We start from the raw sequence: 16849 nt of genomic DNA, 5'->3' as shown, positions 1-16849 counted from the left end.
GCGATGAATCTTCAACGAAAAGGAATCGAGTACATCGTTGAAGAAACAACAAAAGCATGACTTTTGTTGTTGGGTAGTTGTCAACCTGCCCTGATGCAACCCCAAGTGAAGGAAGGAGGATAACATCCGCTTGCACTTCTGGGGAGTTGCAAGCCCACGACTTTAGTCGTTGGGTAGTTGACATTGACTTTCACGTAATAGTCAATCGGAATATCGAGAAACCGTTCGACGGTCGCGACTGTCATCCCAACGCCGCCAAACGCATACGAATGGTTGATTTTATCGCGTTTTCCTTTGCCGACGACGACGGTGCGCGTATCGCGCGGAATGCTCACCATTTTCACCGACGGCTGATTCGGATTGACCGTCACGACGATCAACGAATCCGCCCGTCCATGATCGCCTTTCCGCTCATCGACCCCGATGAATAAAAACGAAATCGGTGTCTGCTTTTTCAACGATATCGGCTGCGGTCGCTTGTTAGGCACCGGCCGCTTCATCGGCTCGTGAATTTGCTCGGCGGTTTGTTTTAGCTGCTGGTACATAAAGTGGCGATACACGTAGAAGCTGCCGAAACTAACGATCAAAACGATGCTAAGTATAATGCCAATCCAGCGTATCTTTTTCCGCTCATATCGCATGAAACACTCTCCTTTTTCTATAGCATGCGATTCCCTTCTTCGAATGATTCCATGCGAATGACAGAACAAAATGAAAATGTTTTCCATCTGACAAAAAAATGCACAATCGTGTAAGATAGAGATAGGAAATGGACGGAGAGGAGAAACGTGATGAGAATTGCCGTAGCAGGAACGGGATACGTTGGGCTCGTGACAGGAACGTGCTTGGCGGAAATGGGACAGACGGTTGTTTGTTTTGATGTTGAAAAAGGAAAAATAGCGGCACTACAACAAGGGCGCTCCCCTATTTACGAACCAGGGCTGGAAGAACTGATGCGAAAAAATATGGAAGCCGGTCGTTTGTCGTTTACCGCGGATGAAAAAGAGGCATATAGGGAAGCGGACGTCGTTTTTCTTGCGGTCGGTACGCCGGAAAAAGAGGACGGTTCAGCGGATTTAACGTATATTGAAGAAGCGGTGCGCGCGGTGGCAAAGCACATGGAAAAAGATGTTGTGATTGTCACGAAAAGCACGGTGCCGGTCGGCACAAACGAGCGCATGCGCGCGATGATGGAACGGTGGAAGCCGCCGTTTTTGCGGACAAGCGTCATTTCCAACCCCGAATTTTTGCGGGAAGGATCCGCGATTCACGATTGGTTTTACGGCGACCGCATCGTCATCGGTGCAAGCGAAGCGGATAAAGAGGCAGCAGAACTGCTTTCTCGTCTATATGAACCGCTTGGCATTCCCATCGTCCGCACCGATTTAGCGAGCGCAGAAATGATTAAATACGCCTCGAACGCTTTTTTAGCGACGAAAATCAGTTTTATTAATGAAATTGCGAACATTTGCGAAAAAGTTGGGGCAACGATTGACGACGTTGCTTACGGCATTGGGCTGGACAAGCGGATCGGTCCGCACTTTTTGCAGGCGGGGATCGGCTATGGCGGCTCTTGTTTTCCGAAAGATACGAAGGCGCTCGTACAAATCGCAGGCAACGTGCAGCACCAGTTTGAGCTGCTTGAAGCGGTCATTCAAGTGAATAACCACCAGCAAGCATTATTAGTGGAAAAAGCGAAGCAGTACATGTCGTTGCGCGGAAAAAACGTCGCATTGCTTGGGCTAGCATTTAAGCCGAACACGGACGATGTGCGCGAGGCGGCGTCGCTTGTCATTGCGCACCGGCTCTTGGCGGAAGGAGCGCACGTTGTCGCGTATGATCCAGTGGCAACCGATAATGCGAAAAAGCATTTGCCGTCTACCGTTCAGTATGCCTCCGCGGTGACGGAAGCGATTTGCGATGCCGATGCAGCATTTATCGCCACCGAATGGGACGCCATTAAACAAATCCCGCTTTCGGTCTTTCGCGAAAAAATGCGTACCCCTATCATTTTCGACGGTCGCAATTGCTATTCGCTAGAAGAGGCAAAACAAGCGAATGTGACGTACGTCTCGGTCGGACGGGCAGCGGTCGTGGCGGAGGGGTGTGAAGTCAAAAAAGGAAAATATTAATGAAAAAACTATTTCCTGTTTTCGTTTGTCCGCTTACAATAAATGTATGATTTTATTTTTGGGGGTCAAACTAATGAAAAAATGGATGGTAAGTTTTGGCATGGCGTTCGCTGTCGCGCTTAGCTTGTTCGGCTATAGCTACACCGCCGAAGCGAAAGTGCTGTGGGGCAATTTGGAGTTAAAAAAGGGGACGATTGGGAAGGTTGTTGTCGTGAAAAACACAACGCTCTATCAATGGAAACAAAACAAGATGCAAGCGGTTCGTGCATTGAAAAAGGGGCAGCAATACCGCGTCTATAGCACGAAAACGGTCAAAGGTGCGCTCTTTTACGGCGTCGGCAACGGCTTGTACGTGCCAAAAAACGCGAACGTCCAGTACGTGGCGCTTTCGTCGCAGCAATTTACGGCGTTAGTGAAGCAGGCGTTAAAAGGGGAATATGAGCTTGTAAGCGGACAAGAGAAAGTGTCGTTTGTGATTGAAAAGCAAGATGGGAATGAGCTGACGGGGTGGTATTTTTATGATGACAGCGACCCGCTGCCGCTTGAAGGAACGGTCGATGGGAACGTTGTGACATTACGGGCGTATTTCGATGACCGGTATGGACAAATTTTAAACTCAGTGTCGTACTTGCAGCAATACAACGTGCCGCAAGCAGAAATCGAGGAAGTGGCGAAGCAGCTGATGAACAACGACGATTATTACATGGAGTTTCAGTTTGCAATCAAAAACGACCCTGAGCAGTTTACAGGGCAGTTTCGTTTGCCGGATTTATTTATCGACGACCGGTATGATGTCACTGGGGTTGTGTTGAGCGATCCGTTTTCTGTGCAAGTGAAAAAGCTAGATTAAAAGACAAGAGGTTCGCGTTGGCGGACCTTTTTTGTAGCGAAATTTTTTTTGCAAAAAAAGTTCTTGAAGTGCAAACGGAGGCATATAGATGTAAGGTGTGCGCCGTTTTGTAACCGTTTTGTAATGAATTTGTAATCGTTTCGATACGGGAATTGACGAAAAAATTTGTATTTGATACTAGAAATTACGAGAAAAATGTATTATTATAGTAAACGTGGAGCGATGGGGAACAAACATCAAGATATAGCAACATACGCACCATTTACTTCTATTGCCTAGTGATAGGTTAATAGGAATGTTTTGACCCCGTTAAACCTTTTAGGCAATGATTTTACTAATCTTTGTTTAGTACTCATTGCTCTAAAGTTTAGATAAAGAAGGGAGACGTACTACTCTATGGACAAAAAGAAAGCTATTAAACTAGCAACAGCAAGTGCAGTTGCTGCAAGTGCGTTCGTCGCTGCAAATCCGAACGCTTCTGAAGCGGCTACTAACGTTGCTTCTGTTGTAAGCCAAGCGAAAGCACAATTCAAAAACGCTTACTATGCGTACAGCCAAGTAACAAGCACTGGGAAATTCGCGGACATTAACACTGTTTACGCAGAGTACAAGAAAGCGAAAAAAGCATACGCTGATGCAGTAGCATTAGTGAAAAAAGCAGGCGGCGCAAACAAAGACGCATTGCTTGCGGACTTAGATGCTACATACAACGAGTACGTAGCAAAACGCGTTGTCACTTACATCGACGCATACAACTATGCAGTGAAATTGGACGCATTACGCAAAGACTTGCAAGCTGCGGTTGATGCGAAAGATCTTGCAAAAGCAGAAGATCTTTACAACAAAATTTCTTACGAGTTGAAAAAACGCACAGTCATCTTAGACCGCGTGTACGGCCAAACAACTCGCGACTTGCTTCGCTCGCAATTCAAAGCAGCTGCGCAACAACTTCGCGACAGCTTAGTATATGACATCACTGTTTCTGTGAAGTTGAAAGCTGCGGAAGAAGCAACAAACAAAGGCGATTTAACTGCAGCAGACGCAGCATTAAAAGCAGCGCAAGACGCATTAGCGAAAGCAACTGCGTTCAAAACAGAACTAACAGCAAAACAAGCAACTGTAAAAGCTGCGTATGAGGCGAAAGTAACGCCGAAGGTTGAGAGTGTAAGTGCGATTAACGCTAAACAAATCGAAATTAAATTCAACACAAAAATGGATAAAGATTCTGTTACAGATGTAACTAAATACTCAATTAAGCGTGCAGGTGTAACAGCTACTCAATTATCCAATGTGAGTTCAGCAAATGAATATGCTTCCGCAGAATTAAGCGAAGATGGTAAAACATTAACAATTACTTTCAAAAATGCTTTAACATCTTCTTACTGGGGTTCAATTGCTGAAGGTGATACCTTTAACTTTGAACTTGGAAAACTAAAAGCAGCTAATGGAAAAGAAATTGAAGCACAATCTGTAGCTGTTAAATATTCTGATAAAGTTGCGCCTACATTTGTATCAGCAAGCGCATCTGGTAAAACAGCAACAACTCAAATTAAAGTAACATTTAATGAACCAGTAGACACTAGTGTTGCGACAGCTACTATTGATGGAACTGTTGCAAGTGTAACAGTCGGTAGCAAACCAAATGAAGTGATTATTACTTCAGGTTCAAATCTTTTAGTTGGAAAAACGTACAAATTGTCTTTACTCAACGTTAAAGACGTAGCTGGTAACTTAGTTAGCCCGAACCCTGTTACATTCGATGTGACAGTTGCTAGCGATACTACAGCTCCGACTGTAACTAGCGTTAAGGCAGTTCGTGACAACTTAATTGAAGTGACATTCGATAAATCGATGGATGCCAGCACAATTTCTGCATCTAGCATTCGAGTTTTAGATGCTAATTTGAATAGTACTGGCATTACACAAGGTACTGTTACTGCAAAAGCATATACTGATAATAAAACATTCTTAGTTCCGCTTACTGCTGTCCCATTCAATAGTAGCGGTGTGTTTACAGGTGTAATTTCTGTAGCTAACACTGTGAAGGATGCAGCGGGCAATGCTATTAATGCTGTTACACAAAATATTACTTTAACTAAAGATACTACAGCTCCACAAGTAGTAAGCGTTACTTATAAGAAAGTGACTTCTTATAACGGCATTGCAACAACATATGGTGCCATTGTTGTTAAATTCAATGAGTCTATTAGCGCGAGTGCCGCTGCTTCAAGATATGTTGTAGTTGATGACCAAGGCAGAAGTGTATCAACTCCAATCGCTTCTAGACAGGTAAATCCTAACGACAATACTGAGTTAGTATTGGTGTTAAATGCTGCTGTTGCTTCAGATGTAAAAACATATACAGTAGTTATGCCAAACTCTGCAGTAACTGACTTGTCTCTTGGGGCAAATGCTTCTGCGTCAGCTAACTTAGCGGTTGACGTTTCGAGTGGTGCTCCTGTGCCTAGCGATACAACCGCGCCTACTGTTGCTTCAGTAAGTGCAACACCTGCTACATCAACGACAAGTGGCACAATTATTGTGGTTAACTTTACAGAAACAGGTTCTGGATTAGATGCGTCAACAGTTACGAATATTAACAACTATCGTCTTGATGGTATGCCATTACCAGCAGGTAGCTATGTAACTACTTCAGGAACAACAGTTACTATTAACATTCCAGCTGGAAGCATTTCTAAAGATAAAACATACTCATTGAATATCAATGGTATTAAAGATAAGGCTGGCAACACAATGTCACCAGTTGTTCAAACAGTAACGTTACGTGATGATATTAAACCTGTTCTAACTTCAGCAACGTTAAATACAAATGGTACTTTGAGCCTTGGATTTAGTGAAGCGGTTAGAACGGTAACTACTGGAACAGCAGTTGATTTTGTAATCACAGCTAACGGTACAGATCTTGTGCCTGTAGGTGCAGCACCATCTGTTGTAACCTTTGTCGATGGAGTAGGTTCTGAATTAGGTAAGTATGTAATTACAGTTACTGGACGTGTTGATGCTGGTGTAGATGGTAATGCTGGTACAACTGCTGACAACCGCGTATATATTGATCTAAATGGAAACGATTCTTATGATACTAATACTGATGTATTAGTGAAAACTGGTACAACAGCTTCTGTGGGTGCTACTACTATTGATCTAAATGATCTTGCAAGCTTGAAAGTAAGAGTAATTTCTTCACCTACTACAGTTACTGACACAAGCGCATTAACTAACGCACTCAAAGGTGACACAACGATTATTGTAAAGTAATACAATAACGGAGGTGAAGCAAAGCTATCGCTTTATGCGGTAGCTTTGTTTTTTGGATAAAATCGGTATATTGTTGAAAGAAACACTTGCTTTATTGTGAATAATCTACTAGAATTTACAGGTAGAGGGCAAAAAATTGTCGATTTTTAGTAGAATGAGGCGAATAAACAATGAGCGAAAGACTCAATCGGTATGTATTCTTTGGTTTAATCGTTTTTGTTCTTGCTGGTATTGGCTATGCTTATTGGAAAGGGGAACGCCAAGACCAGCAGTTTAAGCAGGATTACATTCAGTATCAGCAAGCTTTTGAATGGATCAAGCAAGGCAACGGGGAGCAAGCGCTGCAATTATTGCAGCCGCTTTTGAAGAAATACCCGGATCGTTATAACATTATGCGCTATGTCGGGTTAGCCTATGCGATGAAGAACGACTTTCAACATGCGTCTCTTTATTATGAAAAAGCTATTACACAACGGCCTTTCTTACAGGAAGATCCGATTTTCACATTACAGTTCGGCGAAATTTTGTATTTTAATGGGGAGTACGCAAAGGCGAAGGCATACCTCGAAAAAAGTAAGCAGCTGCCGGGATCCGAAAACTACCATTCTAGAATTGATGAACTTCTGACCCTCATTCATCAACAAACAAAATAATCGCTACATAAGGTGGATGGCTATGTCTGATGAATTATATAGATATTTAAAAATTGAACGCGATGAGGAAGAAGATAAACTTGAAATGGAAAAAGTGGACCGATTTTTGTTTTTCGGACTCATCTTTACTTTAGTCTTTGTTCCATTATTAACAAGAGTACATATTACCGATTATATCAGCCCGTCCATTACCGAAGCGGATATATTAGATACAGGAAAGAAAGCGGATGTATTTACTTATTACAAACACATTTTATTGATGATCTCCACAGCGGTCTTAAGCCTAATATTTATATATAAAGTTGCTGTGCTTAGGTATTCTATACCAAAAACAAAAATAAACATAGCACTAGCTTTATTAGTTCTCTTCATCACTTTATCGGCTGTTTTTGCGCCGTATAAGACGCTTGCCCTTTATGGAATGTATGACAGAAACGAGGGAACGATTACTTACCTGTGCTATTTAATGTTGTTTTTTATCGCTGCGAATATTCATTATACAGAGAAGAGGCTAAAATGGGCGTTATATTGCCTATACCCATTTGTGCTGATTAACGCTTTGTTGGGGGTTGTTAATTTTTACGGGTATAACGTACTCGAATTAAACTGGGTGAAAAAATTGCTTTACTCAAATCTTCCCCCAGGCGCGAAATTGACGGAAGGTTCGCGGTTAATTGCAACCATTAACCACGGGAACTATGTAAGTGGGGTTTCGGCTGTTCTTACGACCCTTTTCTTCACTTGGGCATTATTAGATAAAAATAAGATCAGAAGTATTATAAATTTCGTGATGTCTTTACTATGTTTTGCGATGTTGTTAAGTTCTCTTTCGGTTAGTGGATTTCTTACATTAATGCTTACCCTTCCGCTTGTCTTTTCGCTTGTTTTTAAAGCAATATACAAACGTAAATTCGCAGTTACTTTTGCCGTTTTTTTAGTCGGAGCAGCATGCATTTATGTTGTCATGGTAAACCATAATCCGAAAGTATGGGATGAAACGTTTGGGTTTTTTATAAAAAGCAATCCGTTTGCGGAAGCTCATGCTGTAGTCAATGAATTCCAGCAAGCTTTTGATGCAAGTCATGTATATGCGGAAACAGGATCGAATCAAGAAAATAAGGAGTATCAACTTCCACAACTTCCTGAATCAGGAGTTGGTCCTGGATCGGGACGTTTATACATATGGAAAAAAACGTGGGAACTTATTCAGTATCGTCCACTATTTGGATACGGTCTTGATACACTTCCTTACTTTTTCCCGCAAGATGACCCTGAAAAGCAAGCCAATATCGAGACATATACTGTTATAGTCGATAAGCCGCATAACATGTACATCGGTATTGCTTACGGAGCTGGTGTGATTGCCCTGCTTGCGTTTGTTGCTTTCATTGTCAACATTGGGATATTGACAATAAAACGTTTGATCAATACGAAATTAGTTGATGATAAACAAGCTATTTTCGCAAGCGTCGCTATCGCTTGTAGTGCGTATCTCATTCAGGCGTTATTTAACGATTCCATCATCGGTACAGCCGTAATATTCTGGATATTGCTTGGATTGTTAGTTTCTTTCCTTATGCAAAATAAGCAGGGAAAAGTGAGTTGATTTTAAATGGAGATGCCATTGGTTTCGATTGTGGTTGCTCCTTATTTCCCACGCGTTGAGTTTTTTGAAAAGCAGCTGCAAAGCTTAAATGATCAAACGGAAGAAAACATCAATAATTTGTGATGATAATGCCGATGAAGAATGGCTCTTCACCACAACCTATGCTTGAAATTTTAGATAAAAGGTTACCACTTTCCTAATAAATGAATTTATATGTTTTGATAGATAAACGTGCGAGTCGCTTTATTTTCCGAGAATGTCAAGCATGTTTTATGGTGAGGAGCTTTTAATCTTTTCAGTATAAGTAAAGCTTTCTATTAACTGATTAATTGTTTCGACATAACTAAAATCCATCAATGTACAAAATGGTATTGCGCCAGCTTAGAACGGCTAAAATCTGCATGCCGAAAAGTTAAAACAGTTCTATATAATTCATTTAGTCTATTCTCTCCTGTTTACGCTCAAGAAAGACGCGAAGATATTAAGCACAATCTTATCGTATATAAAACGAAATGTTAATTGCCTATATGTTATAGACGAAGGTTTAAAACAGGTTATACTCTATGAAAATACAAATCTTACATTAAATTTAAGGAGATAAACTGTAGTATGAAAGTTTATTTGAATAATTTCTTGAAATTTAGGTTCTTGCTCTTTGAACTAGTTATTAATGATATTAAAGTTAAATATAGAAGATCTGTTTTAGGAGTTTTATGGAGTGTTCTTCATCCTTTGATGATGATGATGGTCCTTACTGCTGTATTTTCTTCATTATTTAAAAGTGATATTCCGCATTTTGCAGTTTATGTACTTACAGGAAGAATCATTTGGGATTTGTACTCACAAGCTACCATGTTTTCTATGAGTTCGATAGTAAATAACGCTGCTTTAATAAAGAAAGTATATGTTCCAAAATATATATTTCCTTTGGCGAAGAGTTTCTCTTCTCTAGTAAACACTATCTTTTCACTAATAGCTTTAGTGATTGTTATGGTTATTAGTGGTGTCAAGGTGAATTTCAACATACTATTTTTTCCTTTACCACTTATATATACTTTTATGTTTGCTACTGGAGTAGGGTTGATAATGTCAGCCTACACTGTATTTTTTCGAGATTTAAATTATCTTTATGAAGTCTTATTAACAGTATGGATGTACTTTACTCCTTTATTCTATCCTATTAGTATTCTTCCGAAAGAAATCCAGTTTGCATTACAAATGAACCCTTTATATCATATGTTAAATATGTTTAGGGAAATTACAATATATGGTCAAACACCTAGCTTAGTAAGTAATTTACTATGTTTTTTAATTGGTGCTTCAAGTCTACTTGTAGGATTTATTGTTTTTTATAAGAAACAAGATAAGTTTATCTTGTATATATAGGTTGGAGGTTTTTATGACTCAGGATTATATTATTGAAATTGATAATGTTTCAATGATGTTTAATTTAAGTAGTGAAAAAATAGATAATATTAAGGAATATTTTTTAAAATTTATAAAGGGTCAACTTTTTTTTGAAAGATTTATAGCTCTAGATAATATATCGTTTAAAGTTAGGCGTGGAGAAGTTTTTGGTATAGTAGGGTTAAATGGTGCCGGAAAGAGTACTTTGCTTAAGATAATTGCTGGCGTTCTTAAACCTACAACTGGGAAAGTTTATGTAAACGGTAGTATGGCTCCTCTGATTGAGTTAGGGGCAGGTTTTAATTTTGACCTTACTGGTAGGGAGAACATTTTTCTTAATGGAGCTGTTCTCGGGTATTCAAGAGCATTTATGAATGAAAAATATGAAGACATTTTAAAATTCTCAGAGTTAGAGGATTTTATTGATGTTCCCTTGAAAAATTATTCTTCTGGTATGGTTGCGAGACTAGCGTTTTCTATTGCTACTGTAGTTAATCCGGACATTTGAATAGTGGATGAAACGTTAGCAGTAGGAGACTATAAGTTTCAGGAAAAATGTAAAAATAGAATTGAAGAACTTTTAACAACTGGTACTACTGTACTACTTGTTTCCCATTCTTCAAACCAAATCGAAGAATTATGTGACAGGGTACTTTGGTTGGAAAAAGGGAAAATAAAAATGTTAGGAAATGTTCAAGATGTCATGAATCAATATAACTCCTACTATTAGGTTTTCATTTGATTTCGAAATGAGGTATTGAATTTGCAACCTAAAGTGTCTGTAATAGTTAGAACAAAAGATAGAATATTACTATTAAAAAGAGCTATAGAAAGTATCATAGAACAGTCGTATCGAAACTGGGAGATTATACTGGTGAATAACGGTGGAGATGTTAATCAGATAAACGAACTCCTTCATTCCTTTGATTCTAATGTTATAGACCGGATTAGGTTAATTAATATCGAGGGAAATAATTATATGGAGGTAGCTACTAATATAGGTTTAAAAAATAGTAGCGGCGATTTTATAGCTCTCCTAGATGATGATGATACATGGGATAAGGAGTTTTTAACAAGTTGTATGAATATTCTCCTTTCAGATAGTTCTATCGGTGGTGTAGTGACTCAGACAATGCTTGTTTATGAAAGGTTGGAAAACAATGAAGTACGAGAAATAAGTAGAGAAATTTTTAATAGGAAATTGAGTAAGGTAAGTTTATTTAAATTACTAAGATGTAACCTTTTCACGTCAAATTCGTTTGTATATCGTAAAAAATTATTGGATATTGTAGGAATGTATGATGAAAATCTCCCAGTTCTAGGAGACTGGGAGTTTAATATTAGATTTCTAATGCATAGTAATATAAAGGTTATCAAGAGCCCTTTGGCATATTATCATAAAAGGATGTTAAATCAATGTGGAGATAGTTACAGTAATACTAATATAAATGAACATATAAAATGGGATAAGAAGATTCGAAGAAAGTATGCCGAAAAGTTTATGAGATCAAGATACTTTCTATTTGGATTTGTTATGTGGGGATGGGGAATAGTTAATCATTTAAAGAGGAAAGTTGCAAGATTTAAAAGGAGAGATTAATAATGAATATTTGGATTCTTACTAGCGAGTTTCCTCCTAGCTTTGGTGGAGGTATAGGGATGTATGTAGATAACGCATCTACAATGTTTTCAGAAAAAGGTCATAAAGTAACTGTATTGGTAAGAGATGATCATAAAGATTCTATAGAATATCCTAATGAAAATTTAAGAGTTATTCGTTTTAAACATATGAAAGGGAACGTTTACTCTTATTTAGGATATTGGGCTGCTTTGGCATATCAGTATGCAGAAGAGTTAGCTAAATTCATTGTTAAATTTGGAGAAACTCCTGATATTATTGAAATACAAGATTATAATGCAATAGGATATTACATATTGCAAAAAAAATGGCTTAAAGACCCTATATTTAAGGATATTCCAATTGTTTTGCACCTACATACTCCAACATTTGAGCTAGATAGAATAAATCAAGCTCCAAGATATAAATTCCCTAACTATTGGATTGGTCAAATGGAAAAGTTCTGTATAAAAGCTGCAGATGCTTTATTATCTCCAAGCCATTTTTTGAAAGAAGAGCTTCAGGGGCTAGTCCCTGAAAAAGATATCAAGGTTATTAATTTGCCATATGATTTAAAAGACTATAGAGAAGGTTATCAAAGAAATTTCGATTCTGATACGTTCCTTTATATAGGTAGAACAGAGTACCGTAAAGGTGTTCTGCAAATGATTAAAGGAGCAGAAAATCTGTGGAAGAAAGGGTACGAATTTAAGCTGAAAATTATAGGTGGCGATACATATTTTCATCCACGAGGTCGAATGCTTGGAGACTATCTCAAAGAAAAATACGAGCATAGAATCAAAGAAGGAAAGCTTATTTTTAAAAATGCAGTACCTCCTAAAGAACTTAATCCAGAAATATTAAATGCAAGAGCGGTAATAGTACCATCTTTGTATGAGAACTTTCCTTATACATGTTTAACATCTATGTGGTTAGGAGCTCCGATGTTAGTATCTGCTTCAGGTGGTCAAGCAGAAATGGTTGGAGAAAATGGAGTATGTGGTTTAATTTTTAAATGGGAAATAGAAGGGGATTTTGAGAATAAACTAAAACAGCTCATAGAAATGGATAAATCACAATTACAGAAAATGAGTCTAAACTCAGAAAAAAGAATTCGTTCTTTATGTAATGTTGAGAAAAACTTAGAGGAAAGAATTAAATTTTTTAAAGATGTTATTTATGAATCTAAAATGAAAAATAAAGATAGTTTCCCTACCTTATTAGACATACCTAAACAAGAACTAAAACATAAAGTAAAGTACGTTAAAGGGAAATTATCAGTCATTATACCTTTTTATAATTTAGGAAAATTTTTAGACGAAACCTTAAATAGTGCTTTAAATTCTACTTACCCTTATATAGAAATTATTATAGTTAATGATGGTTCTACTGATGAATTGAGTCTAAATCTTTTAGAAGAAATCAGAAAAAAAGACAATCCAATAATTAAAATTATTGATATAGAAAACAAGGGATTAGCTAATGCAAGAAATGTAGGAGCTATGAATGCTGAAGGAGAGTTTATTACTTTCCTTGATGCTGATGATTTGGTAGATCCGAGCTTTTATGAAAAGGCTATTGATATTTTAAATACTTATCAAAATGTATCTTTTGTTTATAGTTGGTTAGAGTATTTTGGTCAATCAAATGGAGTATGGCCTACATTTAACGCGGAGTTTCCTTATCTTCTATGTCAAAATATGCTATCTGCTTTTACTGTTGTTAGAAAAGAAGACTTTATTAATTTTGGACTTAATAAAATAGAATTGGAATATGGTTTAGAAGATTACGAGGGCTGGCTCTCGATGTGTGCGAATGGCTGCGTAGGAATTAGTATACCGGAAACTCTAGTTAAGTATAGGGTGAGAAAAGATTCTATGGCGAGACAGTTTAATCCTGATATGTTGAAATATTTAAGAAGCATAATCTCGGATAGAAATCCTGAAATATACCAAAAATATGCTGTTGAAATTTTTAATTTACTTGATGCAAATGGACCAGGATTTAAATGGAACAACCCCTCTTTTGATAGTCCTGAATCAGTTATATCTGAAAATACCTATGAAGGTAACCTTCAAAAAAATGAGCTATTAAGAATTGCAAATTCAAAACTAGGAAAATTTATTATTAAAGCAATGTTCAAACTGAAATTGAACAAGCTATTTAAATAAAAAGCTTAAGGAGAGATTGGTTTGGAGAGATTAGAATTTAGTTCTGGAGCCAAGTACAGTGCTATCGAAGGAGCCATCCATATTAATAGATACTTAATAGCAAAAGATCTTTGTAAAGGAAAAAGAGTACTAGACGCTGCATGTGGGGAAGGTTACGGTAGCTTTCTATTATCAAAGTGGGGAGCTAAAGCAGTCGATGGAATTGATATATCCGAAGAAGCAATACAAAATGCTAAAGCGAATTTTAAACAAGAAAATTTAACATTCCATCAAGGTTCTGTAGAGGAAATGGGAAAGTTCCCTTCTAGAAATTACGATTTAATTATATCATTAGAAACAATAGAACACTTGTCTAATCCTGAGAAAATGTTACAAGAGTTTAGACGGCTAATAAAACCTGATGGAATAATCATTATATCTTGTCCTAACGATTATTATTATTATCCCGAAGAAAGTATGGGAAATCCTTATCATTTAAAGAAGTATACATTTGATGAATTTAAAAGTATGACAGAATCTATTCTAGGACAAAACGCGGAGTTTTATTTGGGTACTCCAGTAGATGGATTTATAAACAAAAAATTCCGTAACTTTGATATAGGTAATCAATCTCAAGATTATATGTTTCAGTATAAAAGTAACCATAAATCTCTGCTGATTCCTCAAGATCATCAAATTGATGAGAGCAACTGTAGCTACTTTTTAGGCATATGGGGATGTACAGATGGTTTGCTTGAGGAAACTGCAGTTATATATGCAAAAAGTATGGATGCTAGAGAAAGTTTATTTGATTGGGAGATAAACAATTTTAAAACTAAAATTTTTGAACTTGAAAATAAAATATGTGAATATAAATCACAATTAAAAGATCTTTTATTAAAAAATTCAGAATTAAAAAAGGAAAATGAACAACTACATTTAAAGTTAGAGGCCGTACAGGTAGAAAATGATTATATAAAAAACAGCCTATCTGAAAAAACAAATGATAAAGTAAAACAGCTAGAAGAAGAACTTAATAATATTTATAAATCTAATGGGTTTAAAATGCTTTTAAAATACTATAAATTGCGTGATAAATTTTTTAGTATAAGGAGTAAGCTAACACGTCTAAGAGGAGAAGGGTAATATGGATGATGTACAATTAAATATCATACCTGAACTTCAAAAAGGTAAATATATTTATGAAAATAATCATAAATATATATTAAATTCTAAAAATATCGGAGATGATGGAGAAAATTTAACAATAGTGGTTCTATCTCTTAATAGATCAGCATTAACTATAAGGTTAATGCATTCAATAAGAACCGAGATTCCTAATTTTAAAGGAGATTTTCTTATCATTGACAACGGTTCGGATGAAGCAGAGCTTAAAAACATCAAAAACGAAGCTACTAGAATGCCATTTAATTGTAAAATTATTGAGTTGAATAAAAACTATGGTGTTGCTGGTGGTAGGAATCTTTCCGTTGAGCATGTGCGTACAGATTGGATCATGTTTCTTGATAACGACATTTATTTTATCGGTAATCCTCTATCTAAAATTCAAGAAGATATTTCTATGCTTGGATGTCATTTTCTTAACTTACCTTTATTAAATGAAACAGGCGAGAAAATTTTTGCATATGGTGGACATCTCTATTTTCATATTATTAATCAAAGTAAGTATATTGGTGGAGGCTCTGTTTATAGACAAGAACCATATCCTTCAAATAAAATAGATGAGCCATTTCTGTCAACGTTTTTATTTGGTGGGGCTTCTGTATTAAATAAACATACTTTTCAATCTCTAGGTAAATTTGATGATAGAATGTTTATCGGTTTTGAAGACATAGATTTTTCTCTGAGGATTTTCAAAAATGGATATAAAATTGGTAATTGTGGAATTCTTTGCTTAGTACATGATCATCCAAAACCTAGTAAGAAATCGGATGTAGATTATGAAAAAGAGAGGTTTTCGAGAAATATTTTGAAAGAATCCGCTGAATATTTCGAGAAAAAACATGGTATTAAAGTTTGGAATGATCATGTTGATGAATGGCTAAAAGAGAAAAAACGACAACTTGGATTAGATAATGAAAATGAAGAAATCAAACAAATCGAATTAACAGAAAAGCAGACTGCTGTTAGCTATAAACGTCCTAGAATTGCTCTAATTGTCGACACGGATAACTGGGCGTTTGCCAATATTTCTAAACAATTAGTAAAGCATTTGGATGAATATTTTGAGTTTCGCATTATCCCAATGAGTTGGATTAATAATATAACTCAAGTGCTATTATTAGTAAAGGATTATGACTTAATACATTTTTTCTGGAGACCACATGTTGCATGGATTTCATCTGATGACAATAAAGAGTATTTGAGAAAGTTAGGGATTAGCTATAATTCTTTTTATGAGGATGTTATTCAAAAACTCAATATATCTACTTGCATTTATGATCATTTGTTTCTTGAACAAGATTCGTTAGAACTAAACAAATCTATTTTTAATCTGGCCAAAAATTATTATGTTTGTTCGGATAAATTATATCAAATTTATAAGAAGCTTCCGTTCACTCAAAATTTATACGATGAACCTCTTGAAGATGGTGTAGATACAAGTATATTTAAACCTATAAATATTAGTAGATTTAGTGATATTAAGGATAGGAAAATAGTTATTGGTTGGTGTGGAAACAGTAAGTGGGCGGATCATATTGAAGATTTTAAAGGAGTTCATACTATATTAAAACCTGCTATACAAGAATTAATAGATGAAGGTTATCCTATTGAAATAAATTTTGCAGATCGATCTGAAAAAATGATACCACATGAGGAAATGCCTAATTATTATTCTAAGATCGATTTGTATATCTGTACTTCTAAATTTGAGGGTACACCTAATCCTGTATTAGAAGCTATGGCCTGTGGAGTGCCAGTTATATCTACAGATGTGGGAATTGTACCAAACGTTTTTGGAACGAAGCAAAAAAATTTTATTATGAAAGAACGTAGCAAAGATGAGTTAAAAAGGCTAATTAAAGATTTATTAAGAGAACCAGGGATGTTTAAAGAATTATCAGAGGAAAATTTAGAGTCTATTAAAGAATGGGATTGGAGTTATAAAACTAAAAAATTTAAAAAATATTTTATT

General features: G+C 36.5%; 13 protein-coding genes. 12 read left to right on the top strand and 1 reads right to left on the bottom strand.

Annotated elements, in window-relative coordinates; genetic code table 11:
• Positions 1-80: 80 nt before the first annotated feature.
• Positions 81-641: an LCP family glycopolymer transferase gene (locus M4I42_RS13990; protein WP_442864116.1), complete on the bottom strand. Its 561-nt coding sequence runs from the start codon at positions 639-641 to the stop codon at positions 81-83.
• Between the two features lie 150 nt (positions 642-791).
• Between M4I42_RS13990 and M4I42_RS13985 the strand changes: the two genes are divergently transcribed.
• From M4I42_RS13985 to M4I42_RS13930, 12 genes are all read left to right on the top strand, one after another.
• Positions 792-2132, top strand: a complete 1341-nt coding sequence (locus M4I42_RS13985) for a UDP-glucose dehydrogenase family protein (protein WP_268852725.1) — start codon at positions 792-794, stop codon at positions 2130-2132.
• Between the two features lie 73 nt (positions 2133-2205).
• On the top strand, positions 2206-2982 hold the full coding sequence (locus tag M4I42_RS13980; RefSeq protein WP_268852724.1) for an SLAP domain-containing protein: 777 nt from the start codon (positions 2206-2208) through the stop codon (positions 2980-2982).
• A gap of 396 nt (positions 2983-3378) precedes the next feature.
• The gene (locus M4I42_RS13975) at positions 3379-6258 is read left to right on the top strand and encodes an Ig-like domain-containing protein (protein WP_268852723.1); all 2880 of its coding nucleotides are present in this window, start codon (positions 3379-3381) and stop codon (positions 6256-6258) included.
• A 170-nt stretch (positions 6259-6428) separates the two neighbouring features.
• Positions 6429-6911 carry a tetratricopeptide repeat protein gene (locus M4I42_RS13970; protein ID WP_268852722.1) on the top strand — a complete coding sequence of 161 codons (483 nt, stop codon included), beginning with the start codon at positions 6429-6431 and terminating at the stop codon, positions 6909-6911.
• A 22-nt stretch (positions 6912-6933) separates the two neighbouring features.
• Positions 6934-8517: an O-antigen ligase family protein gene (locus tag M4I42_RS13965; protein ID WP_268852721.1), complete on the top strand. Its 1584-nt coding sequence runs from the start codon at positions 6934-6936 to the stop codon at positions 8515-8517.
• A 609-nt stretch (positions 8518-9126) separates the two neighbouring features.
• Positions 9127-9903: an ABC transporter permease gene (locus tag M4I42_RS13960; RefSeq protein WP_268852720.1), complete on the top strand. Its 777-nt coding sequence runs from the start codon at positions 9127-9129 to the stop codon at positions 9901-9903.
• Positions 9904-9916: 13 nt separating this feature from the next.
• On the top strand, positions 9917-10432 hold the full coding sequence (locus M4I42_RS13955) for an ABC transporter ATP-binding protein (RefSeq protein WP_268852719.1): 516 nt from the start codon (positions 9917-9919) through the stop codon (positions 10430-10432).
• A 3-nt stretch (positions 10433-10435) separates the two neighbouring features.
• The gene (locus M4I42_RS13950) at positions 10436-10654 is read left to right on the top strand and encodes a hypothetical protein (RefSeq protein WP_268852718.1); all 219 of its coding nucleotides are present in this window, start codon (positions 10436-10438) and stop codon (positions 10652-10654) included.
• A gap of 45 nt (positions 10655-10699) precedes the next feature.
• The gene (locus tag M4I42_RS13945; protein ID WP_268852726.1) at positions 10700-11524 is read left to right on the top strand and encodes a glycosyltransferase family 2 protein; all 825 of its coding nucleotides are present in this window, start codon (positions 10700-10702) and stop codon (positions 11522-11524) included.
• A gap of 2 nt (positions 11525-11526) precedes the next feature.
• Positions 11527-13713, top strand: a complete 2187-nt coding sequence (locus tag M4I42_RS13940; protein ID WP_268852717.1) for a glycosyltransferase — start codon at positions 11527-11529, stop codon at positions 13711-13713.
• 21 nt (positions 13714-13734) lie between these two features.
• Positions 13735-14838 (top strand): methyltransferase domain-containing protein, encoded by a 1104-nt coding sequence (locus tag M4I42_RS13935; RefSeq protein WP_268852716.1) that lies wholly within the window; start codon positions 13735-13737, stop codon positions 14836-14838.
• Between the two features lies 1 nt (position 14839).
• Positions 14840-16849 (top strand): glycosyltransferase (locus tag M4I42_RS13930; protein WP_268852715.1); only part of this gene is annotated, 2010 nt, incomplete at its 3' end.

Origin of the sequence: Anoxybacillus sp. J5B_2022, from assembly GCF_026847645.1 — a bacterium.
In the GTDB taxonomy this organism is placed as follows: Bacteria; Bacillota; Bacilli; order Bacillales; family Anoxybacillaceae; genus Anoxybacteroides.
The sequence above is the reverse complement of the archived record's forward strand: the minus strand, read 5'-3'. Positions and strand labels throughout refer to the sequence as shown.

Bases quoted from the DNA above. Each gene is read 5' to 3' on its own strand.
- M4I42_RS13990 (WP_442864116.1), bottom strand. From the start codon at position 641: ATGCGATATGAGCGGAAAAAGATACGCTGGATTGGCATTATACTTAGC.
- M4I42_RS13970 (WP_268852722.1), top strand. From the start codon at position 6,429: ATGAGCGAAAGACTCAATCGGTATGTATTCTTTGGTTTAATCGTTTTT.
- M4I42_RS13955 (WP_268852719.1), top strand. From the start codon at position 9,917: ATGACTCAGGATTATATTATTGAAATTGATAATGTTTCAATGATGTTT.
- M4I42_RS13975 (WP_268852723.1), top strand. From the start codon at position 3,379: ATGGACAAAAAGAAAGCTATTAAACTAGCAACAGCAAGTGCAGTTGCT.
- M4I42_RS13965 (WP_268852721.1), top strand. From the start codon at position 6,934: ATGTCTGATGAATTATATAGATATTTAAAAATTGAACGCGATGAGGAA.
- M4I42_RS13960 (WP_268852720.1), top strand. From the start codon at position 9,127: ATGAAAGTTTATTTGAATAATTTCTTGAAATTTAGGTTCTTGCTCTTT.
- M4I42_RS13985 (WP_268852725.1), top strand. From the start codon at position 792: ATGAGAATTGCCGTAGCAGGAACGGGATACGTTGGGCTCGTGACAGGA.
- M4I42_RS13980 (WP_268852724.1), top strand. From the start codon at position 2,206: ATGAAAAAATGGATGGTAAGTTTTGGCATGGCGTTCGCTGTCGCGCTT.
- M4I42_RS13940 (WP_268852717.1), top strand. From the start codon at position 11,527: ATGAATATTTGGATTCTTACTAGCGAGTTTCCTCCTAGCTTTGGTGGA.